At 74.2% G+C, this 21,844-nt stretch carries 18 protein-coding genes and 1 pseudogene; 12 read left to right on the top strand and 7 right to left on the bottom strand.

Annotated features, from left to right (window positions below; translation table 11 throughout):
• Positions 1–127: 127 nt before the first annotated feature.
• Positions 128–853 (bottom strand): ZIP family metal transporter, encoded by a 726-nt coding sequence (locus CRV15_RS22915; RefSeq protein WP_009995737.1) that lies wholly within the window; start codon positions 851–853, stop codon positions 128–130.
• Positions 854–1,098: 245 nt separating this feature from the next.
• On the opposite strand from CRV15_RS22915, the pseudogene CRV15_RS37915 reads away from it, so the two are divergent.
• Both CRV15_RS37915 and cobC read left to right on the top strand, forming a co-directional pair.
• Positions 1,099–1,542: pseudogene (locus CRV15_RS37915) on the top strand (cobalamin biosynthesis protein); the annotation flags it as partial.
• Between the two features lie 1,182 nt (positions 1,543–2,724).
• Positions 2,725–3,789 (top strand): Rv2231c family histidinol phosphate aminotransferase CobC, encoded by a 1,065-nt coding sequence (gene cobC, locus CRV15_RS22905; protein ID WP_003960015.1) that lies wholly within the window; start codon positions 2,725–2,727, stop codon positions 3,787–3,789.
• A 74-nt stretch (positions 3,790–3,863) separates the two neighbouring features.
• On the opposite strand, the gene CRV15_RS22900 is transcribed toward cobC, so the two are convergent.
• Together CRV15_RS22900 and CRV15_RS22895 are read right to left on the bottom strand one after the other, a co-directional pair.
• Entirely contained in the window at positions 3,864–4,841 is a 978-nt protein-coding gene (locus tag CRV15_RS22900; protein WP_009995742.1) for an SCO1860 family LAETG-anchored protein, read from the bottom strand.
• A gap of 446 nt (positions 4,842–5,287) precedes the next feature.
• Positions 5,288–6,379, bottom strand: a complete 1,092-nt coding sequence (locus tag CRV15_RS22895) for an amidohydrolase family protein (RefSeq protein WP_003960017.1) — start codon at positions 6,377–6,379, stop codon at positions 5,288–5,290.
• 158 nt (positions 6,380–6,537) lie between these two features.
• Between CRV15_RS22895 and CRV15_RS22890 the strand changes: the two genes are divergently transcribed.
• The 5 genes from CRV15_RS22890 (at position 6,538) to thpD (ending at position 11,436) form a co-directional block, all read left to right on the top strand.
• Positions 6,538–7,638 carry a pyridoxal-phosphate-dependent aminotransferase family protein gene (locus CRV15_RS22890; RefSeq protein ID WP_003958951.1) on the top strand — a complete coding sequence of 367 codons (1,101 nt, stop codon included), beginning with the start codon at positions 6,538–6,540 and terminating at the stop codon, positions 7,636–7,638.
• A gap of 357 nt (positions 7,639–7,995) precedes the next feature.
• Positions 7,996–8,601, top strand: coding sequence for a diaminobutyrate acetyltransferase (ectA, locus tag CRV15_RS22885; RefSeq protein ID WP_003960018.1), 606 nt, complete (start codon positions 7,996–7,998; stop codon positions 8,599–8,601).
• A 124-nt stretch (positions 8,602–8,725) separates the two neighbouring features.
• Positions 8,726–9,994 (top strand): diaminobutyrate--2-oxoglutarate transaminase, encoded by a 1,269-nt coding sequence (gene ectB / locus CRV15_RS22880; protein WP_003958949.1) that lies wholly within the window; start codon positions 8,726–8,728, stop codon positions 9,992–9,994.
• 120 nt (positions 9,995–10,114) lie between these two features.
• Complete coding sequence (locus tag CRV15_RS22875) at positions 10,115–10,540, top strand: ectoine synthase (protein ID WP_003958948.1); 426 nt, start codon at positions 10,115–10,117, stop codon at positions 10,538–10,540.
• Entirely contained in the window at positions 10,537–11,436 is a 900-nt protein-coding gene (gene thpD, locus CRV15_RS22870) for an ectoine hydroxylase (protein ID WP_003960019.1), read from the top strand. Before CRV15_RS22875 ends, thpD begins: the two co-directional genes overlap by 4 nt.
• A gap of 110 nt (positions 11,437–11,546) precedes the next feature.
• Here the strand turns inward: thpD and CRV15_RS22865 are convergent, their stop codons facing one another.
• Entirely contained in the window at positions 11,547–12,629 is a 1,083-nt protein-coding gene (locus CRV15_RS22865) for an alkene reductase (RefSeq protein ID WP_003960020.1), read from the bottom strand.
• A gap of 195 nt (positions 12,630–12,824) precedes the next feature.
• Here CRV15_RS22865 and CRV15_RS22860 point away from each other — a divergent pair, with 195 nt between their 5' ends.
• Positions 12,825–13,397 carry a MarR family winged helix-turn-helix transcriptional regulator gene (locus CRV15_RS22860; RefSeq protein WP_009995747.1) on the top strand — a complete coding sequence of 191 codons (573 nt, stop codon included), beginning with the start codon at positions 12,825–12,827 and terminating at the stop codon, positions 13,395–13,397.
• A 164-nt stretch (positions 13,398–13,561) separates the two neighbouring features.
• Here the strand turns inward: CRV15_RS22860 and CRV15_RS22855 are convergent, their stop codons facing one another.
• The 3 genes from CRV15_RS22855 to CRV15_RS22845 form a co-directional block, all read right to left on the bottom strand.
• A complete protein-coding gene (locus CRV15_RS22855; RefSeq protein WP_009995748.1) occupies positions 13,562–14,617 on the bottom strand; it encodes an aminotransferase class V-fold PLP-dependent enzyme in 1,056 nt (351 codons plus the stop codon).
• A 129-nt stretch (positions 14,618–14,746) separates the two neighbouring features.
• Positions 14,747–15,370, bottom strand: a complete 624-nt coding sequence (locus tag CRV15_RS22850) for a DUF1349 domain-containing protein (protein WP_003960023.1) — start codon at positions 15,368–15,370, stop codon at positions 14,747–14,749.
• Positions 15,371–15,374: 4 nt separating this feature from the next.
• A complete protein-coding gene (locus CRV15_RS22845) occupies positions 15,375–17,003 on the bottom strand; it encodes an aldehyde dehydrogenase (NADP(+)) (protein WP_003960024.1) in 1,629 nt (542 codons plus the stop codon).
• Positions 17,004–17,239: 236 nt separating this feature from the next.
• Between CRV15_RS22845 and CRV15_RS22840 the strand changes: the two genes are divergently transcribed.
• The 4 genes from CRV15_RS22840 (at position 17,240) to CRV15_RS22825 (ending at position 21,830) form a co-directional block, all read left to right on the top strand.
• Positions 17,240–18,019, top strand: a complete 780-nt coding sequence (locus CRV15_RS22840; RefSeq protein ID WP_003960025.1) for an IclR family transcriptional regulator — start codon at positions 17,240–17,242, stop codon at positions 18,017–18,019.
• A 60-nt stretch (positions 18,020–18,079) separates the two neighbouring features.
• On the top strand, positions 18,080–19,531 hold the full coding sequence (locus tag CRV15_RS22835; RefSeq protein ID WP_078566361.1) for a sensor histidine kinase: 1,452 nt from the start codon (positions 18,080–18,082) through the stop codon (positions 19,529–19,531).
• Positions 19,528–20,232 (top strand): response regulator transcription factor, encoded by a 705-nt coding sequence (locus CRV15_RS22830; protein WP_003960028.1) that lies wholly within the window; start codon positions 19,528–19,530, stop codon positions 20,230–20,232. The genes CRV15_RS22835 and CRV15_RS22830 overlap by 4 nt, the downstream gene beginning before the upstream one ends.
• A 149-nt stretch (positions 20,233–20,381) precedes the next feature.
• Positions 20,382–21,830 (top strand): peptidoglycan D,D-transpeptidase FtsI family protein, encoded by a 1,449-nt coding sequence (locus CRV15_RS22825; RefSeq protein ID WP_009995755.1) that lies wholly within the window; start codon positions 20,382–20,384, stop codon positions 21,828–21,830.
• Positions 21,831–21,844 lie beyond the last annotated feature (14 nt).

The following is a 21,844-nucleotide window of genomic DNA, read 5'->3' as shown; positions in this document are numbered from 1 at the left end:
TCCGGGGCGTCCGGTCCGCGGTCCCCGCAGCCGGGCACCCGGGGGTGGCCTGGGCGCACACCCCCGGAAGAATCGTTTCCTCAGCGCCCTCGGAGCCCGTGGCCCGGCGGGCGCCCCGGCCCGGCCCTCAGTCAGAGGAGACGCCGACCACCAGCCAGATGAAGCCCGCGCCCGCCGCCGTGCAGAGCAGGGTCGAGCGGGCCGGGTGGGTGTGATGGGCCTCCGGCAGGATCTCCGCCGCCGCGAGATAGAGCAGCGCCCCGCCGAAGAAGCCGAGGTAGCTGCCGAGCGCCTCCGGCGGGATCGTCACCAGCAGGGTGGACGCGGCCCCGACCACCGGGGCGCACGCGTCCGCCACCAGCATCGCGACCGCCTTCGTCCGGGTGTTCCCGTACAGGCTGGTGAGCGTGTACGTGTTGAAGCCGTCCGCGAAGTCATGGGCGATGACGGCCAGCGCCACCGTGAGCCCCATGGCCTCCCCCACCTGGAAGGCGGCGCCGATCGCGACACCGTCGAGCAGGCTGTGGCCGACCATGGCCGCGGCGGCCGTCAGCCCCACCTGGGGCACCCGCTCCTCGGCGGCGCCGTGCGCCGCCTGGCGCACCGCCAGCAGCCGCTCGACCATATGGGCCAGCAGAAAGCCGCCCACGAAGAGCAGCAGCGCCTGCGGAACGCCGAAGACTCGGGTGCCGGCCGCCTCCAGTGCCTCGGGCAGGAGATCGAGACCGACGACGCCGAGCATCAGCCCGCCCGCCAGACCGAGCACGAGATGCCTGCGGTCGGTGACGCGCTGCGCCGTCCAACCGCCGACCAGCGTCATCACCAACGCGCCGAGCGCGACAAACACCGCCATGCGCCTTTGTAGCGGATTCGTCCGCCGCTGACCGGCCACACGGTGAAGAGCCGCCCGAATCCGCCTGAATCACCCGTTCGGCGCGCCCGCGCGCCCCTCGTCCGCCATCCGCCCCGCTGTCCGCGCACCCGCCGTCCGCCGTCCGCCGTCCGCCGTCCGCCGTCGGAACCCCTCCCCGTCGACCGCACTTCCCGCAGAGAGGCCGGGCACCGTCCATGCCAGCGCACAGGGACCCCGGAGCACCCCGGGTCACGGACCGTGTCGTCCCCTTCGGCCGCCGGGACGCGGTGCTGCGTCCGCCGTCGCTGGTGGCCGGGGTGGGCGCGGCGCGCGGGGTGGACGCGGACGAGATCGTGGAGCTGGTGACGGCGGCGCTCGGGGCGGCCGGGCTCTCGGTGCTGAGCCTCGCGGAGCTGGCCACGGTCGCCGCGAGGGCGGCGGAGCCGGGGGTCGTGGCGGCGGCCCGGCGGCTGGCCGTGCCCGTGGTGGCCCACGGCGCCGACCGGCTCGCCCGGGTCCGGGTGCCCCATCCGTCGGAGCGGGTGCTGCGGGCCCTGGGCACGGCCTCGGTCGCGGAGGCCGCCGCGCTGGCGGCGGGCGGGGAACTCCTCGTCCCCAAGCGGGTGTCCCGCCCCCGGGGCCGGGCGGCCCGTGCCACCTGCGCGGTCGTCCGCCGTCCCGGCTTGGGTCCGCCGCCGTCCGGGAGGGTTCCGGCAGCGGAGGTCTGGGTCGGTCTCTGCGATGGTTTTCCGCCATGGGAGCTTCTGCGGGAGCGGCTGGGGGACCGAGTGGACTCCGGGGCGGCCGTGACCCTGCTCAACAGTGGTGAGCAGGGAGAAAGCCAGCGACTTGGCGCGATTCTGGCGTGGTTCACCCAGCGGTGGGGATCTCGGACGCCGGTGAAAATCGTATGGAACGAGTCTCGAACGGATGAATCAAGCCGTGTGACCACCCTGGCCGGAGTGGATGCCGCACGGGTGGACATGATGTCCGTCGTGACGGTCGGCAACTCAGCCACCCTCGCCATCGCCGGTCCTGCGGCGACCCCGCGCGGCTATCGGTGGCAGGCGTGATTCCGCGCGCCCCCACGCCCGGAGCCGCGCGGCGCGCGGGGGCCCTTCCGCTGAGCGGTGGGGTCGGCTCCGTGCTGCCCGTGCCCGGAGCCGCGCGGGCGGCGGCCGTCCGACCCGCGTCCGTCTCCGGGTATCCGCCCGGTTCTCCGGCCCACCGCCGGGGGGTCCGTCCGCCGCACGGACCCCCGTACCCCCTCCCGCCGTCCCCGTGTCCGGCCGCCGCCGGGCCGCGGCGGTGCGGGGGGTGCGCGGGCGGGCGGCGGGCCCGGCACCGTCCCCGGCACGGCCGGAACCGCTCCGGCGCACCCGGGTGCGGACCGGGTACCGGTGATTCCCGGGACCCGTGCGGGCATCACACGGGCCAGGGCACCGGGGCGAGGAGGACGCGCCCCGCCCGTCCCATGGCGTACTCCCCGGCCGTCCGGTACCCCGGGCGCCCACGCCGGGCGGAGCGCCGATCCGTTCCGCTCTTCGACGGCCTCTTCCCCGTGACCGTTTCCGCCCCCTTCGTCCTCGCTTCTGTCCCCCACCCCCCTAGGAGAACGCTGATGAACGTCGGCCATGCCACCCGCAGCGGCACGGCGAGACCGGACGGCGCACCCGCCGTCCCCGTGAAGAGACGATCCGCCTCCCTGCCGCGGACAACCCCCGGCAGCTGCGGCACGTCCCCCGCGCGGCCCGTGGTGCCCACCGGTCCCGCCGGGCATCCCGGCCCCGTCCGACCCGACCGACCCGGACGGCCCGACGGACCCCGGTCCGGCCGGGTCGCCGGTCCGCACCAGCACGGGCGCCACGCACATGTATACGCACACTGACGGCCCCCACGACCTGCGCCACCACGGCGACGCCGAGATACGCGACTCCGGTGCCCTGCTGACCGATCTCGCGGTCAACGTCCGTACGGGCACTCCCCCCGAGTGGCTGCGCGAGTGCATCGCGGGCTCCCTGCGTTCCCTGGCGGCCTACCCCGACGGGCGGGCCGCGCGCGGGGCCGTCGCGGCCCGGCACGGTGTCGCCGCCGAGCGGGTGCTGCTGACGGCGGGCGCGGCGGAGGCGTTCGTCCTGCTGGCGCGGGCGCTGCCGGTCCGCCATCCGCTGGTGGTGCATCCGCAGTTCACCGAGCCCGAGGCGGCGCTGCGGGACGCGGGCCACACCGTGGACCGGCTGCTGCTGCGGGAGGAGCAGGGCTTCCGGCTCGACCCCGACTCCGTTCCGGAGGAGGCGGACCTGGTCGTGGTCGGGAACCCCACCAACCCCACGTCGGTGCTGCATCCCGCCGCGGATGTCGCCGCGCTGGCCAGGCCCGGCCGGGTCCTGGTCGTGGACGAGGCGTTCATGGACTCCGTGCCGGACGAGGCGGAGTCCCTGGCGGAACGTACCGACGTACCGGGTCTGGTGGTGCTGCGGAGCCTCACCAAGACCTGGGGGCTCGCGGGGCTGCGGATCGGCTATGTGCTGGCCGATCCGGAGCTGATCCGGACCCTGGAACGGGCCCAGCCGCTGTGGCCGGTGTCGACACCGGCGCTGGCGGCGGCGGAGGCGTGCATGACCCCCGCCGCGCTGAAGGAGGCCGAGCAGGCCGCCCGGCAGATCGCGGTGGAGCGTGCCCATCTCCTCGCCGGTCTCTCCGAGTTCGACGAGGTCCGGGTGGTGGCGACCGCGGAGGCGTCGTTCGTCCTGGCGCATGTGCGGGAGGGCGCCCGGGTGCGGGAGCGGCTGCGGCTGCTGGGGTTCGCGGTGCGGCGCGGCGACACGTTCCCGGGGCTGGGTCCCGACTGGCTGCGGATAGCGGTCCGGGACCGGGTCACGACCAACCGTTTCCTCCAGGCGCTGGACCAGGCACTCGCCATGGTCTGCGGCTGAGCACGGCACGGCCCCGGGGCGGGTGGGAGCCGCTCCGGGGCCGTGTTCCTCACTCGGCCGCCGCCGACCGCGGGTCAGCCCCGGGCACGGGCCCGGGCGCGGTTGCGGGCCACCAGGACGGTTCCGCCGCCCAGGGCCAGCAGCACGGCGGCGCCGCCCGCGATATAGGCGGTCGCGGAGGTGCCGCCGGTCTCGGCGAGGTTCTCGTTCGGCCCCTGCGGCTCGATGCCCGGCTTCTGGGGGGTCTCGGGCTTCGCCGGGCCGGTGGGCTGTTCCGTGGGCCGTTCCGTGGGCTGCTCGGTGGGCTGCTCCGCCGGGGGCTTCACGGCCGCCCGGGGCGCCTCGCAGGTCGCCTTGGCGAGGGTGACGGTGCCGTTCACCTCGGCGACGTTCAGCTTGAGCGGGTTGACCGCGACCCTCAGCTCCAGCGCCGTGGCCGCCGCGGTGGTGGAGGCGATCTGCTTGCGGGCCAGGTCGAGGGTGACCTCGCCGACGCCCGCCGCGGTGACCCGGGTGGTCCCCGCCGCGGTGAGGGTGACCTCCTTGCCGAGCACCTTCACCGGGCCCAGCAGGACCGACTCGGCCACCGGCCGCGCCCCCGCGGCGCAGACGGCCCGGGAGGTGGCCTTCCCGATCTCGACGAGCGGGATCAGCGGCAGCCCCGGAAGCTGCACCCGGGCCCCCGCGAGCCGGGCGTACCCCTCGGTCCGCCCCTGTTCCGTGGTGGCGCGCGCGGTGGCCACGTCCGCGCGGGCGAGCTGGACGGGACGGCCCCCGTCGACCCCGTCGAGCCGTACGGTGAGCGCGGTGCGGGAGGCCGACGCGGGTGCGGTGACCTCGTTGAGCGAGGTGTTCACCGGCACCTGGACGGTCTTGTCGAGCAGCGAGACATCGAGTCCGGCGCGGAGGACGACCGCGCTCGCCCGCCCCTGGGCCCCGCTCCCGGTGGCCGCAGCCGGACCGGCCAGGGCCACGGGCCCCGCGAGCAGCGCGACGGCGGCCGTGGCGGCGGCGCAGCGGCGTGCGGGCATGCGGAAGGTGTTGCTGTTCACGGTTGGTGGAACCCCCACAGAAGTCATGACGTCGCCCGCCGACGGGAGAGGACCCGGGAGGCGGCGACAGGGACACCGGAATACTTACGCACTGAGAGTGAACTGACAGACACCTGGCGTCAGTTCATCCCAACGGGTGGTTTCCGAGTCCGCGTTCGAATCCTGCGGTACGGCTGTTCCCACCGGCCCCGGCCGAGGGGGCTGAGCACCGTGTGGTCAACGACCCGGACCGGCACGGCGTCACGCGCCGTCAACCGCGTTCGGCCGAACCCGGCCGGTGCGGCGGCACACATACCGACCGGGCCGGACCGGTGCGGCGGCGCACCTGGCCGGCCGGGCCCGGCCGGCGGGGCGGGCGCGGCGTCGACCGGTGCGGCGGCACGCGCCGTCGTACGGACCCGGCCCGACCGGCCGGCGAGCGCGGCGGCACCCGGCACCGGACGGGCTCAGCCGACCACCCTGCCGCGCAGGACGATCCGCAGCGGGGCGGCCAGTACCCGGACGTCGGCGCGCGGATCTTCCTCGTAGACCACCAGGTCGGCGGGGGCGCCCTCGTCCAGGCCCGGCCTGCCGAGCCAGGCGCGGGCGCCCCAGGTGGTGGCCGAGAGCGCCGCGAGCGGCGGAAGGCCCGCCGTGACGAGTTCGGCCACCTCGGCGGCGACCAGGCCGTGGGGCAGCGAGCCGCCCGCGTCGGTGCCGACGAAGACCGGGATGCCCGCGTCGTACGCGGAGCGGACGGTGTCGTGGCGCCGCGCGTGCAGTCGGCGCATATGGGCCGACCAGGCGGGGAACTTGGCCTCGCCGCCGTCCGCGAGGGCCGGGAAGGTGGCGATGTTGACCAGGGTGGGCACGATCGCGACCCCGCGTTCGGCGAAGAGCGGAATGGTGTCCTCGGTGAGTCCGGTGGCGTGCTCGACGCAGTCGATGCCCGCCTCCACCAGGTCCCGCAGGGAGTCCTCGGCGAAGCAGTGCGCGGTGACCCGGGCGCCCAGCCGGTGGGCCTCGGCGATGGCCGCCTCGACCGCGCCGCGCGGCCAGCAGGCGGTGAGGTCCCCCACCTCCCGGTCGATCCAGTCGCCGACGAGCTTCACCCAGCCGTCGCCGCGCCGCGCCTCCCGGGCCACATACGCGACCAGGTCGTCCGGTTCGATCTCATGGGCGTAGTTGCGGATGTAGCGGCGGGTGCGGGCGATGTGCCGGCCCGCGCGGATGATCTTCGGCAGGTCCTCGCGGTCGTCGATCCAGCGGGTGTCGGAGGGCGAGCCCGCGTCCCGGATCAGCAGCGTGCCCGCGTCCCGGTCGAAGCGCGCCTGCCGCTCGCTGGTGGCGTCGTCCACCGGGCCGTGCGCGTCGAGTCCCACATGGCAGTGGGCGTCGACCAGGCCGGGCAGCGCCCAGCCGGTGACCGTGGGCGCCGTGTCGGCGCCGGCCGGGCGCCGGTAGGTGATCCGGCCGCCGACGACCCACAGTTCGTCCCGCACCTCCTCCGGGCCGACGAGCACCCGCCCCTTCACATGCAGTTCCACGCGATCGCTCATGCCCGCACTGTACGAGCAGCCACACGGGGCGGGACCGCCCCGGGGGCGCCCGGGCCCGGGCCGGGGAGGCCGGGGCCGGGTGCGGACGGGCGGCTACTCTCGTCCCGGAGACCGGACAAGGCCGGTCGAGCGCACTCAATTCCGAAGAAGGCACCGCCGTGACTCATCCGCTTCTGGACCTGCCCCCGCTCACCGCCGAGCACTTCGCGCGCATCGCGGCGCGGGTCGCCGCCCTGCTCGACACGGAGCAGGACGTGGTGATCACCCAGGGTGAGGCGCTGCTGCCGCTGGAGGGCTGCATCCGCTCCGGGGCCCGCGCCGGGTCGACCGCGCTGAACGTCGTGACCGGCCCGTACGGCCAGACCTTCGGCAACTGGCTGCGCGACTGCGGCGCCCGGGTCGTCGATCTGGAGGTCCCCTTCCACACGGCGGTCACCGCCGAGCAGGTGGAGCGGGCGCTCGCGGCCCACCCCGAGATCGACTTCGTCTCGCTGGTGCACGCGGAGGCCGCCACCGGCAACACCAACCCGGTCGCGGAGATCGGTGAGGCGGTCCGCCGCCACGGGGCCCTGTTCATGCTGGACGCGGTGGCCTCGGTGGCCGCCGAGCCGCTGCTGCCGGACGCGTGGGGCGTGGACCTGTGCGTGATCGGCGCCCAGAAGGCGATGGGCGGCCCGGCGGGTGTGTCGGCGGTGTCGGTGAGCCCCCGCGCCTGGGAGCGGTTCGCGGCCAACCCGGCCGCGCCCCGGCGCTCGTACCTCTCGCTGCTCGACTGGAAGGAGCGGTGGATCGACGGCGGTCGCACGGCGCTGCTGCACGCCCCCGCCCAGTTGGAGATGCTGGCGCTGGAGGCGTGCGTCGAGCGGATCGAGTCGGAGGGGCTGACGGCCGTCATGGAGCGGCACGCGCACGCGGCGGCGGCGACCCGGGCGGGGGCGCTGGCCCTCGGCGGCGGTCTTGAGCCGTATGTGTACGAGGCGAAGGACGCCGCCCCGGTGGCCACCACGCTGCGCGCGCCCGCCGGGATGGACGCCTCCGCGCTGGTGACGAAGGCGCTGGCGGCGGACCCCTCGCTGCCGCTGATCGCGGGCGGCGGGGCGCTCGCCAAGGAGATGATCCGGGTCAACCACTACGGGGTGGACGCCACCCGGGGCGCGGTGCGCTCCTCGCTGGCGGCCCTGGGGGTCGCCCTCGCCGAGGCGGGCGCGACGGTGGACCCGGTGGCGGCGGGCCGCGCGGTCTCCGAGGTCTGGGCCTGACCGCTTTCCGGTCCGCCTCTTCGCGGTCCGTCTCTTTCTGGCCCACCGCTTTCCGGTCCGCCGCTTTCCTGAGAAGTCAATCCATACGGGCAGTCGCTTTTCTGGCGGCTGCCCGTATTTTTCTTTCCCTCTTTTTCCCCGCCTTTCGAGCGGTAAACGCAAAGATTCCAACAAGATCCGAACGGATGTGACCGACCCCACATCGCGCCCTTTTTGCGGTATATATGCCGGACAAAAGCCTCCATACTTCTGAGCTGCCGGCCAGGGATTCACGCCCGCGCGATAACACGGGCCGACCATCGGTCCAAGCGTTCACGACCAGGAATATTCCCTTTCCGATCGGTAAGTTGCGAGGTCATGACCACCGTGCAAGAACCTCGCCCCCAAGCCGACCGCACCGAAAGCAGCGGATTCACCGAGAACGCCGGAAGCACCGGAAGCACCGGGGAATTCACCACGGTCGAGAGCCCGCGGGTGACGGACGGGGCGGCGCTCTGGCGGCTCGCCCGGGACACCCGGACCCTGGACCTCAACTCCCCCTACAGCTATCTGCTCTGGTGCCGGGACTTCGCCGCCACCTCGCTGGTGGCGCGGGACGCGGCGGGCGCGCCGATCGCCTTCGTCACCGGCTATCTCCGGCCCGGTCGGCCACATGCGCTGGTGGTCTGGCAGATCGCCGTCGACCGCGCGCACCGGGGGCGGGGGCTGGCCGGGACCCTGCTCGACACACTGACCGCCCGGGTGACCGCCGGGCAGGGGGTGCGCGAGGTCGAGGCGACCGTCACCCCCGACAACACCGCGTCCGACCGGCTCTTCACCTCGTACGCGCGGCGCCACGGGGTCCGGCTCGAACGCGAAGTGCTCTTCGACGGGCCGCTGTTCCCCCGGGAGCCGGACGGGGCGGCAGGCACCCCGGCGCACCAGCCCGAGGTGCTGTACCGGATGGGCCCCTTCCGGGACTGAGACCCCGCCCGCTCGGCCCCCGTTCCCCCGGCCCCCCGTTCCCTCAGCCCTCCCCGCCCTCTGCGCTCCCTCTCCGCTCCCTCTGTTCGCTCCGCACGACCGACCACCCCCTCAGGAGACCGCCGTGACCATCACCCCGCCCGCCCTGAGCGTCTTCGAGACCCTGGAGTCCGAGGTCCGCAGCTACTGCCGCGGCTGGCCCGCCGTCTTCGACCATGCCCGGGGCTGCCGCGTCCACGACGAGGACGGCCACAGCTATCTCGACTTCTTCGCCGGGGCGGGATCGCTCAACTACGGCCACAACAACCCAGTCCTGAAACGGGCCCTCCTCGACTACATCGAGCGCGACGGCATCGTCCACGGCCTGGACATGGCCACCACCGCCAAGCGGGCCTTCCTGGAGTCCTTCCAGAACATCGTGCTGCGTCCGCGCGATCTGCCGTACAAGGTGATGTTCCCCGGGCCGACGGGGACCAACGCCGTGGAGGCGGCGCTCAAGCTGGCCCGCAAGGTCAAGGGCCGGGAGTCGGTGGTCTCGTTCACCAACGCCTTCCACGGCATGTCGCTGGGCTCGCTCGCCGTCACCGGCAACGCCTTCAAACGGGCGGGGGCCGGGATTCCGCTGGTGCACGGCACCCCGATGCCGTTCGACCACTACTTCGACGGCACCGTGCCGGACTTCCTCTGGTTCGAACGGCTGCTGGAGGACCGCGGTTCCGGCCTCAACCAGCCCGCCGCCGTGATCGTGGAGACGGTCCAGGGCGAGGGCGGGATCAACGTCGCCCGCGCCGAGTGGCTGCGCGCGCTCCAGTCGCTGTGCGAACGCCGGGACATGCTGCTGATCGTGGACGACATCCAGATGGGGTGCGGCCGGACCGGCGGCTTCTTCTCCTTCGAGGAGGCGGGCATCACCCCGGACATCGTCACCCTGTCCAAGTCCATCAGCGGCTACGGACTGCCCATGTCGCTCTGTCTGTTCAAGCCGGAGCTGGACATCTGGGAGCCCGGCGAGCACAACGGCACCTTCCGGGGCCACAACCCGGCCTTCGTCACCGCCGCCGCCGCGCTCGACACCTACTGGGCGGACGGGCAGATGGAGAAGCAGACCCTCGTCCGGGGCGAACAGGTCCAGGAGGCGCTGCTCGCGATCGCGGCGGAGAGCGGCGATCCGGGAGTGTGCTTCCGGGGCCGGGGCCTGGTGTGGGGGCTGGAGTTCACCGACCCCCGGCGGGCCGGAGCGGTCTGCTCCCGCGCCTTCGAACGGGGGCTGCTGCTGGAGACCTCCGGGCCGCGCGGCGAGGTGGTGAAGCTGCTGCCGCCGCTGACGATCACCCCCGAGGAGCTGGACGAGGGGCTGCGCGTCCTGGCCCGTTCCGTCCGCGAGACCGCCTGACACCGCCACCAGCAACCGCAAGCGACCGCAAGCGACCGCAAGCGACCGCAAGCAGCCGTCAGCAGCCGTCAGCAGCCACAAGCAGCAGAAAGTACCCGTAGCCAGAAAGGCCGTGCACCCGTGATCGTCCGATCGCTGAAGGACATCGAGAACACCGAGCGCCATGTGAGGTCCGCGTCGGGCACCTGGGAGAGCAAACGGCTCGTCCTCGCCCGGGAGAAGGCGGGTTTCTCGTTCCACGAGACCGTGCTCTACGCCGGGACACAGACGTCGATGTGGTACGCGCACCACGTCGAGGCCGTCCTGTGTGTGGCGGGCGAGGCCGAGCTGACCGACGAGGAGACCGGCGAGACCCACTGGATCGAGCCGGGAACGATGTATCTCCTGGACGGGCACGAGCGCCACACGCTCCGCCCGAAGACCGACTTCCGCTGTGTCTGTGTCTTCAACCCGCCGGTCACCGGCCGGGAGGACCACGACGAGAACGGCGCCTACCCTCCCCCGGACCCTTCGGCCTGGGAGGACTCCCGGACCGAGGAGGGATGATCATGACCGCTTCCGTACCGGCCGATGCCTACCCGACCCGCGGCGCGCGGGAGGCGGCCGTCCCCCGCCGGGACCCGGTGGTCTGGTCGGCCCCGGGCGCCCCAGGCCCGGCGACCGCCGCTGAACTGCTGGCGTACGAGCGGGACGGTTTCCTCCCCGTCGCGGACATGATCTCGGACGCCGAGGTCGCCCTGTACCGGTCCGAGCTGGAGCGGCTGGTCGCCGATCCCGCCGTGCGCGCCGACGAGCGCGCGATCGTGGAGCCGAACTCCCGTGAGGTGCGCTCGATCTTCGAGGTGCACCGGATCAGCGAGGTGTTCGCCGCCCTGGTCCGCGACGAGCGGGTGGTGGGGCGGGCCCGGCAGATCCTCGGCTCGGACGTCTATGTCCATCAGTCCCGGATCAATGTGAAGCCCGGCTTCGGCGCCTCCGGCTTCTACTGGCACTCGGACTTCGAGACCTGGCACGCGGAGGACGGGCTGCCCGGGATGCGCGCGGTCTCCGTCTCCATCGCGCTCACCGAGAACCACGACACCAACGGCGGGCTGATGATCATGCCCGGGTCGCACCGGACCTTCCTGGGGTGCGCGGGGGCCACACCCGAGGAGAACTACCGGACCTCGCTGCGGATGCAGCAGGTGGGCACCCCGTCGGACGCCGCCCTGACCCGGCTCGCCGACGCGCACGGCATCCGGCTGCTCACCGGGCGGGCGGGGTCGGCGACCTGGTTCGACTGCAACTGCATGCACGGTTCGGGGGACAACATCACCCCGTTCCCCCGGAGCAATGTGTTCATCGTCTTCAACAGTGTGGAGAACGCGGCCGTAGGGCCGTACGCGGCTCCGGCGCCCCGGCCGGAGTTCATCGGCGCGCGGGACTTCACACCGGTGCGCTGACCCCGTCGGGCCGCTGCCGCGCGGACCGCGCGCCCGGTGGGCGGCGGTGGGGCCGGGACCACCCCCGTGTGTCCCGGCCCCGCCGCGTCCGGCGGCCCGGTGGCCGGGGGTCAGACGGCCGTCGTCTCCAGCGCGGGGTAGTCGGTGTACCCCGTCCCGCCCCCGCCGTAGAAGGTGGTCAGGTCGGGGGTGTTGTACGGGCCGAGGCCGCGCAGCCGCGCGGGCAGGTCGGGGTTGGCGAGGAAGAGCGCGCCGAAGGAGAGGAGATCGGCCAGGCCCTCCTCGATCAGCGGGAGCGCCCGGTGGTCGGTCGGCCCCTCGGTGACCGGGTTGAGCACGACGGTCCCGCCGTACTGCGCGCGCAGCGCCCGGGTGATCTCCCGGGCCTCGGCCGATGTCTCGGTGATGTGGAGATAGGCCAGGTCCAGCGGTTCCAGCTCCCGGACGAGGGCGGGGTAGAGCGTGTGCGGGTCGCTCTCCGAGATGTCGTTGAACGTATTGGCCGGGGAGATCCGGATGGCGGTGCGGTGCCCGCCGATCCGGGCCGCGACGGCCCGGGTCACCTCCACGGCGAAGCGGATGCGGCCCTCGGTGGAACCGCCCCACCCATCGGTGCGCAGATTGGTGTTGGAGGCGAGGAACTGGCTGATGAGATAGCCGTTCGCGCCATGCAGCTCCACCCCGTCGAAACCGGCCTCGACGGCGTTCGCCGCGGCCTGGGCGAACTCCTCGATCACCCCGGGGATCTCCTCGGCGGTCAGGGCGTGCGGCTCGGTGAAGTCCTTCATGCCCTCGCCGGTGTAGAGCTGTCCCGCGGCGGTGACCGCGGACGGGGCCACGCTCGCGCGGCCGTCCGGGAAGAGCGACGGGTGGCCGGTGCGGCCGGTGTGCATGAGCTGGGCGAAGATCCTTCCGCCCCGCTCGTGGACGGCGTCGGTGACCGTGCGCCAGGCCGCGATCTGCTCGGCGCTGTGCAGACCGGGGGTGTGGGGGTAGCCCTGTCCGGTGACGGACGGCTGGATGCCCTCGGTGACGATCAGCCCCGCCCCGGCGCGCTGGGCGTAGTAGCGGACGGTCTCGGCGGTCGGGGTGAGGCCGGGGCCGTGGGCGCGGCTGCGGGTCATGGGGGCCATGGCGATGCGGTTCGTGAGCGGGACGCCGGCGAGGTCGAAGGTGTCGAACGCGGTGGGCATGGGATCTCCAAGGATAAGTGGTCGACCAAATAATTATGTGGTCGGCCAATCATGTGCGCCGCGAGCCACTGTAGCGCATTCACTTGGTCGACCAAGGTAAAATTTCCGGAACCGGATGCCCGACAGTGGACACCAGCGGTCGAGGGGGACTGCGCCGACCACCGCCACCCGACCACGTCACCCCGAGGAGGCCCCATGACACCCGAGGCCATGACATCCGAGGCCACGGCATCCAAGGCTGCGGCACCCGAGGCCGGGCCGGCTCCGGCCGGGGAGTGCACCACCGGCCCGCAGCGGCTGGAGTGCCTGCTCGACGGGCCCGCGAGCCGTGAGATCGCCAGGATCAGCAGACTGCACCGGCTGGCCGCGGCGAAGCTGCTGCGCGGGCTCGGCCTCTACCCGGGGCAGGAGATCCTGATGACCCTGCTGTGGGAGCGCGGACCGGTGCGCCAGTCGGAGCTGATCAGGAAACTGGAGCTGGACCCGTCCACCGTGACGAAGATGCTCCAGCGGCTCGAACAATCCGGCCAGGTGCGCCGCAGCCCCGACCCCGCCGACCGCAGGGCCGCGCTGGTGGAGGCGACGGAACGGGGCCATGAGCTGCGGGAGGAAGTGGAACGGGCCTGGGCGCGGCTGGAGGAGCAGACCCTCGCGGGGCTCGCGGACGAGGAGCGGGCCGAGCTGATACGGCTGCTGGGGAAGGTGTCCGAAAACCTCTGCGCGCAGACGTCGGAGTGCTCCGCGGAGGCGCGCAACGAGGTCTGCTGAGCGCGGCGCGGGCCCTCCCGGGGCGCCCGCCCTGTCCGTTCCGGCGGGGGGGGCGCCACTCCGGGTGCGCGCGGCGCCGTCGTCCGGCGGGCGTCCCCGTCCGGCCTGCGCCGTCACCGGATCGGCGCCGTCACCGGGTCGATGCCGTCAGTCGGCCCGCGCCGTCATCCGGTCAGTGCCGCGAGCGCGTCGAGTGCCCGGTCCACGTCGGCGGCGGAGTTGTAGAGGTGGAAGGCGGCCCGCAGATTCCCGGCGCGGGCCGAGACGGCCACCCCGCCGCGCGCCAGTCCGGCGGCCTGCCCGCCGAGCCCCGGTACGGCGACGATCGCCGAGTCGCCGGGCAGCGGCCGGTGCCCGAGCGCCGTCAGCCCCTCGCGGAACCGCCGGGCGAGCCCCGTGGCGTGCGCGTGGACGGCGTCGATCCCGATCTCCTCCAGCAGGGCCAGCGCGGGCCCGGCGGCGTGGTACGGGAGGGTGGCCGGGGTCTCGTCGTAGCGCCGGGCGGACGGGGCGAGGTCCTCGACCGGCCCGTAGAACGTCCACTGCCGCTCCCCCGCCGAAGGACCGGCGTGGATGGGGACGAGGGAGTCCTGGGCGTCCTCGCCGACGGTGAGGAACGAGACCCCGCGCGGGCAGAGCAGGAACTTGTAGGCGGCGGTGACGGTGTAGTCCCAGTCGCCCGCCGCCAGCGGCAGCCATCCGGCGGACTGGCTGGCGTCGGCGAGCGTGCGCGCCCCGTGGGCGGCGGCGGCCTCGCGGACGGCGGCGGAGTCGGCGATCCGGCCGTCGGCGGACTGGACGGTGGAGAACGCCACCAGCGCCGTGCCGGGGCGGACGGCGTCGGCCAGGGCCTCCAGGGGCGCGTAACGGACCCGGAGGTCGCCGCGGACGGTGAAGGGGGTGACGACGGAGCTGTACTCGCCCTCGGGGAAGAGGACTTCCGCGCCCGGCGGCAGGGCCTGGGCGACGAGTGCGACATGGACCGCGACCGAGCTGCCGATGGCGACGCGGTCCTCGGGCACATGGGCGATCCCGGCGAAGGACCGGCGGGCGGCGGTGATGGCGGACCCGTTGTCCGGGCCGCCGTGCCGCCCCGTGGTCAGTGCCCGGGTCAGCACGCCGACCGCCGCGGCGGCGCGGGCGGGCAGCAACCCGCTGACCGAGGTGTTCAGATAGGTGCCCTCCGGCGTGAACTCTCCCTCACCGAGCGTCTTCTCCATGGCGTCCACCCTGGCGCCCGGCGCCCGTCCGGTCAATCGCGCCGGTGGTCACGCGCCGGGGCGCGCGTCCGGAATCCGCGCCCCCGCCGCGCGCGGGCCGCCGCCCGGCTGCGGGCCCGGGGCGGCGGTTCAGGAGCCGTCGCGCAGCCCGGCCGGGGCGTACGGGCGGTAGGTGATCCGGTCGAAGCGCACCGCGCACCCCTCCCCCGTCGGGGACTGCGCCATGAAGCCGGCCAGGGCCGTCCGCGCCTGCCGGTCCGTGCCGAGGGTGAAGGTGCGGACGAAGGTCCACCGCTCGCCGTCGGCGGAGGCGTGGCAGGCGAAGGCCCGCCCGGTGCGGCTGATCCGCAGCCAGGCCGTGTCGCCTTCGACCTCCCAGGCGTTGGCGTCGTCCGAGTGGCCCCGGGTGACGACGGTGCAGATGGTGGGCCGCCGGGGGGACAGCTCCAGACAGAGTTTCGCCCACTCCCGCTCCCCCGCCTGCACGGTGAGCACCCCGGCGTCGAAGGGCGCGGCGAAGCCGACCGTGACCCGGGCGGCGAGCTGGAAGTCCCCCGTCGGCGCGGCCAGCAGCCGGGGCGCGTCGGACGCGGGGTCGAGCGCGTCCCCGGCGGGCGGGACGAAGCGGTCCTGGCGGGCACCGGCCCGCCCGGTGAGCACGCCGTCCTCGTAGGACCAGCCGCCGCCGGGTCCGTGGGGCCGCAGCGGGAAGGGGAGTTCGGGCAGGTGGAGCGTCGCGTCGTCGTCCGTCACGGGCTCAGCCTGCCCCGGGCCGCGGCCTCCCGTCCACCCTGCGCGGCAGCCCCAGGGGGTTGTCCTCGCGCAGCTCGGGCGGGAGCAGCGGGTCCGGGGTGGACTGGTAGGTGACGGGCCGCAGCCAGCGCTCGACGGCGGTGGCGCCGACGGAGGTGCCCGTGGAGGTGGTGGCCGGGTAGGGCCCGCCGTGGTGCTGGGCGGGGGCGACGGCGACCCCGGTGGGCCAGCCGTCGACGAGAATCCGCCCGGCGAGCGGGGTGAGCCGGGCGAGCAGCCCGGCGGCCGTGCCCCCGCCGCCGTCCGCCGTGCCCCCGCCGTCCGCCGCGTCCGCGTCCCGTCCCGCCCCGGCATCCCTTCCCGTCTCCGGGGGCGTCTCCCCGCCCCGCGCCTCTTCCGTGGAGAGTTGAAGAGTCGCGGTGAGGTTGCCGGGGAGCCGGTCGAGCACGGCGGCGGCCTCCTCGTCGGAGGTGTAGCGGGCGACGACGGTGACGGGGCCGAAGCACTCGTCGAGCAGCAGATCGTGCGGCCCCCCGGCGGTCAGCAGCCGGGCGGGGACGGTGAGGAAGCCCGCCGTGACGGTGTGCTCGCCGTCGCCCGGTCCGGGGGCGGCGGGCGCCGTGACCGAGGGCAGCCGCAGCCGCTCCGCCACCCCGTCGAGGAACGCGGTCCGCATCCGGTGGTCGAGCAGCACCCCGGGGGCCCGGTCGGCGACGCCCTCGGTCAGCGCGGTCAGCAGCCGGTCGCCGCCGGGGCCCTCCGGGACGAGCACCAGACCGGGCTTGGTGCAGAACTGCCCCTCGCCCAGGGTCATCGAGCCCGCGAGCCCCGCGCCGATGCACTCGGCGCGCTCGGCCGCCGCCGCCCCGGTGACGACGACGGGGTTGAGGGAGCCCAGCTCGCCGTGGAAGGGGATGGGCACGGGCCGGGCGGCGGCGAGGTCGTGCAGCGCGCGTCCGCCCCGTACCGACCCGGTGAACCCGGCGGCGGCCACGAGCGGATGGCGGATCAGCCCGACGCCCGCGTCGAAGCCGTGCAGCAGGGTGACGGCGTCCTCGTCGACCCCCGCCGCGCGGGCGGCGCCGCGCAGCAGCCCGGCGCACAGCTCCGAGGTGGCGGGGTGGCCGGGGTGGGCCTTGACGACGACGGGGCAGCCCGCGGCGAGCGCGCTGGCGGTGTCGCCGCCGGGGACGGAGAAGGCCAGCGGGAAGTTGCTCGCGGCGTAGACGGCGACGACGCCGAGCGGCACCCGGTAGCGCCGCAGATCCGGCCAGGGCGGGGTGCGGCTGCCGTCGGCGTGGTCGATCCGGATGTCGAGGAAGGCCCCCTCGGCCACGGCCTCGGCGAAGGCCCGCAACTGGGCGGTGGTGCGGGCCAGTTCCCCGGTGAGCCGGGCCGCCCCGAGCGCGGTCTCGGCGTCGGCGGTGGCGACGATCCGCTCCCGCGCGCCGTCGAGCGCGTCGGCGGCGGCGGTCAGCAGCCGGATGCGCGGGGCCCGGTCGGCGAGGGCGCCCCGGGCCGCGTGGGCCGCGCGCACGGCCCGGTCGACGTCCTCGGCCGTGGACTCGACGGTGACCTGCTCACGCCTGTCCCCGGTACGGGGATCGACGCTCCAGACCGGTGCTGCTGCCACTGCGGCTTCCTTCCTGGATTTTCTTCCCTCTGAGGTCCGCCCGCACCAGGCTGCATTCGGTATGGTGAACGCCGTTCCTGGTGATGAATGGCAAGGGGACTCTATTTCCGGGCGTTCAGCACGGTCAAGAAGTCGTCCACGAAGGCAGGTCGAGGGAGCCCGCGCGGTCTTGAGAGCCCGCGCGGCCGGTTCCGCGCGGTCGGCAGTACCGCGCGGTCGAGAAGGGGCGTAGAGCGATGCCGACGGTCGATTCCGGTGGGTCCGGTGGATCACAGGTCAAGTCCGCAGTGCGCACGGTGGAGTTGCTGGAGTACTTCGCCGGACGCCCCGGTATGCACTCCCTCGCCGCCGTCCAGGAGGCAGTGGGCTACCCCAAATCCAGCCTCTACATGCTGCTGCGCACCCTGGTGGAGCTGGGCTGGGTGGAGACCGACGCGACCGGCACCCGGTACGGCATCGGGGTGCGCGCCCTGCTCGTCGGCACGTCCTACATCGACGGCGACGAGGTCGTCGCGGCGGCCCGCCCCACCCTGGACCGGCTCTCCGACGACACCACCGAGACCATCCACCTCGCCCGGCTCGACGGCACCAATGTGGTCTATCTGGCCACCCGTCAGTCCCAGCACTATCTGCGCCCGTTCACCCGGGTGGGCCGCAGACTGCCCGCGCACTCCACCTCCCTCGGCAAGGCGCTGCTCGCCACCTACAGCGACGAGCAGGTGCGCGCGATGCTGCCGCCGACGCTGTCCTCGCTGACCGAGCACACCACCACCGACCGGGAGAAGCTCATCCGCGAGCTGCACACCGTCCGGGAGCAGGGCTACGCGGTGGACCGCGAGGAGAACACGCTCGGGCTGCGCTGCTTCGGCGTGGCGATCCCCTACCGGACCCCGGCGCGCGACGCCATCAGTTGCTCGGTTCCGGTGGCCCGGCTCACCCCGGCCCATGAGCAGCTCATCAAGGACGCGCTGTTCGACGCGCGGGACCGGCTGGCGCTGGCGACCCGCAGACTCTGACCACCCCCGCGATGGGCCGACCGCCCCGTTCCGCCCCGTTCCCCCGTTTACGCTGATCCGATGACGATCGGTCCATCGGGGGAACGGCGCACGGGCAAAGGGCCGGCCGTCCGGTCCTTACCGGCCCGGTCCGTGCGGGTCCTGCCCTTCCTGGCCCGGTCCCTGGGGGCCCTGTGCGGCCGGACCGCCCGGCTGCGCTGGCTCCATCTGCTGCTGGGCGGGGCGCTGCTGATGCCGTACTGGCTGCTGGCGTCCGTGCTGCTCGCCCCGGTGACCACGGACGTCACACCGCTCTCGGGGTCGCTGCGGAGCCAGTTCCAGGTGTACGCGTTCACGGTGCCGATCGCGGCGGTGAGCGCGTGCGCCCCGGTCGCCCGGCCGCTGTCGGTGGCGGCGGCCCGGGCGCTGTGCGGGGTCCCGGCCGGGGCTCTGGTGGACGGGCCCGCCAGGACCTGGGGGGCCCGGCTGCGCACGGCGGCCTGGTTCGCGCTGCACTCCGGGCTCGGGGCGCTGGTCAGCGGGGCGTCGCTGGCGATCCCTCCGGCGGCCGGGACCATGATCGTGGTGCCGTTCCTCCCCTCGCTGCGGCGGGCCCTGCGGGTGCCCGACTTCCCGGACTGGGTGTTCGTCGTCCTCCCCCTGGGCGGTACGGCCATGCTGCTGGCCCTCGCCGGGTGCGCGGCGGCGGCCGGACGGCTGCTGTCCTGGTCGGCGCCCCGGCTGCTCGGCCCCTCCCCCGCCGACCGGCTCGCCGCCGCCGAGGAACGCGCCGCCCGGCTCGCCGAGCGCAATCGCATCGCCCGTGAGCTGCACGACTCGGTGGGGCACGCGCTCAGCGCGGTCACCCTCCAGGCGGGCGCGGCGCTGCGGGTGCTGGAGCGGAACCCCCCGTTCGTCCAGGAGGCGCTGACCGCCATCGAGGAGACCGCCCGGCGCACGGTGGGCGAGCTGGACGCGGTCCTCGGACTGCTGCGGGAGGACGGGATGAACGGGGCGGACGGGGTGGACAGGGCGAGTGTGGTGGACGGGACGGGCGGGGCGGGGCCCGGACTGGAGTCGCTGGCGGGGCTGGTGTCCCGCAGCGGGCTGACGGTGGCGGTGACGGGCGACGACGACTTCTCCGCCGTCCCCCGCCGGGTCTCCCGCGAGGCGTACCGGATCGTCCAGGAGGGGCTGACCAACGCCCTGCGCCACGGCGGGGGCGCGCCGGTGGCGCTGTGGATCGGTCGCCGCGACGGCGGCAGCGGCACCGGCGGCCCGGCGGTGGAGATCCGGATGGACAACCCGGTGCCGGGCGCCCGCCGGGAGGCGCGGCCGGGCGGCGGCCGGGGGCTGCGCGGAGTCAGCGAGCGGGCCTCGCTGCTCGGCGGCCGCTCCGGGGCCGGGACGGTGGGGGCGGGCCCCGGGGGCGCGGTCTGGCGCCTCTGGGTCCGGCTGCCGCTGGACGGCGGCCCCGGCGCCCGGGAGGACGGCCCGCCCGCGCGACCGGAGCGGCCGGGACGGCGGACATGACAGGGACGACGAAGGGGGCTCGGGTGACCGAGGGGGCCGGGACGACGACCGCGGTACGCGTGGTGCTCGCCGACGACGAACGGATGGTGCGGACCGCGCTGCGGGTGATCCTTGAGGCCGAGCCCGACCTCACGGTGGTCGGCGAGGCGTCGACGGGCGCGGAGGCGGTCTCCGTCACGGCGGAGGCGGGGCCCGACGTCGTCCTGATGGACGTCCGGATGCCGGAGCTGAACGGCATCCGGGCCACCGAGCGGATCGTGGCCGGACCGGGCCGGCCGCCCAAGGTGCTCGTCGTGACCACCTTCGAGAACGACGCGTACGTGTACGACGCGCTGCGCGCGGGCGCGGCCGGTTTTCTGCTGAAGCGGGTCGCCGCCGACGAACTGATACAGGCGGTGCGGCTGATGGCCCGCAGCGACTCGCTGCTCTTCCCGGCCGCCGTGCGCTCGCTGGCCGCGGAGCACGGGGCGCGCCGCACGGCCCCCGTCCCGCCGTGGGCGCGGAAGCTGACCGAGCGGGAGGCGGACACCCTGCGGCTGATGGCCGCGGGGCTGACCAACGGGGAGATCGCCGAGCGGATGGGGGTGGGTCCGGCGACGGTGAAGTCGCATGTGGCGGCGGTGCTGGCGAAGACGGGGGCGCGGCACCGCACCCAGGCGGTGATCCTCGCGTACGAGTCGGGCTTCATCACCCCGCGATAGCCCACACCGCCCTGACCAGCCGCTGACCAGCGGCTGACCGGCCCCGCCCGCCCTGGTGGATCATCACATTGCGCCCCGGTAGATGAGGAATGTCTGAGAATTCCCCGGAACCGGAACGGAATGCCTCACTCCGTTCGTCTTCCCATGGGATGAACAGAACGATCAGGCACATCGCCGTCTTCAGTCTGCTGATGGTGCTGGCCCTGCTGGTCCGGGCCACCTGGCTCCAGGGCTACCAGGCCGACGCCCTCGCCGACAACGACCGCAACCAGCGCAAGAAGATCGCCCAGTACGCGCAGCCGCTGGGCGACATCGTCGTGGCCGGGGCGCCCGTCACCGGCTCCACCCGTTCCGAGAGCGGTGATCTCGCCTATCAGCGCACCTACCCCGACGGGGGTCTGTACGCGCCGGTGACCGGCTACAGCTCCCAGCTCTACGGCTCCACCCAGTTGGAGGGCATCTACAGCGAGGTGCTGGACGGCACCGACGACCGGCTGAAGAACCCCGCCGACGCGCTCACCCGCAAGCAGCAGGAGCCGGGCACCGTGCTGACCACCATCGACCCCGAGGTCCAGAAGGCGGGCTACCGGGCGCTGGGCGACACCAAGGGCGCTGCCGTGGCCGTCGACCCGGCGACCGGGAAGATCCTCTCCCTGGTCAGCACCCCCTCGTACGATCCGTCCGCCATCGCGGGCATGGACGGCGCGGACGCGTGGCAGGCGCTGCTCGCGGACGAGGACAAGCCGATGGTCAACCGCGCGATCCGGCAGCCGCTGCCCCCGGGCTCCACCTTCAAGCTGGTGGTCGCCGCCGCCGCGCTGGAGGAGGGGCGCTACGGCTCGGTCGACGAGCCGACCGACAGCCCCATGCCGTATGTCCTGCCCGGCACCGTGCGGGAGCTGCCCAACGACATCGCCTCCGCCCCCTGCGAGAACGCCTCGATCCGCACCGCCATGCGCTGGTCGTGCAACAACGTCTTCGCGAAGCTCGCCGTCGACCTGGGGCAGGACACGGTCCGCGCGATGGCCGAGAAGTTCGGTTTCAACGACAAGGAACTGGATGTCCCGGTGCGCGCGTACGCCAGCGTCTACCCCTCCGGGATGGACCGGGCCCAGACGGCGCTGACCGGTATCGGGCAGTTCGATGTGACGGCGACCCCGCTCCAGATGGCGATGGTCTCGGCCGCCATCGCCAACGACGGGGTGCTCAAGGCGCCGCACATGGTGTCCGAGGTCGTCGACGGCGACGGGGAGACGCTGGAGTCGTACGAGGACGCCCCGGCGGAGCGGATCATGTCGGAGCGGACGGCGGAACAGTTGCGCAGCGCGATGGTCACCGTCGTGGAGGACGGCACCGGCTCCAACGCCCGGGTCGCGGGCGCCGAGGTCGGCGGCAAGACGGGCACCGCGCAGCACGGCGAGAACAACGCCAGGACGCCGTACGCCTGGTTCACCTCGTACGCGAAGGACCCGGCGAGCGGCAAGGAGGTCGCCGTCGCCGTGCTGATCGAGGACGCGGGCGGCCCGCGCTCGGAGGTCAGCGGCAACGGTCTGGCGGCGCCCGTCGCCCAGAAGATGATGGCCGCCGCGCTGAAGTGAGCCGCCGCGCCGAG

Source organism: Streptomyces clavuligerus (assembly GCF_005519465.1).
Lineage (GTDB): Bacteria > Actinomycetota > Actinomycetes > Streptomycetales > Streptomycetaceae > Streptomyces > Streptomyces clavuligerus.
The sequence above is the reverse complement of the archived record's forward strand: the minus strand, read 5'-3'. Positions and strand labels throughout refer to the sequence as shown.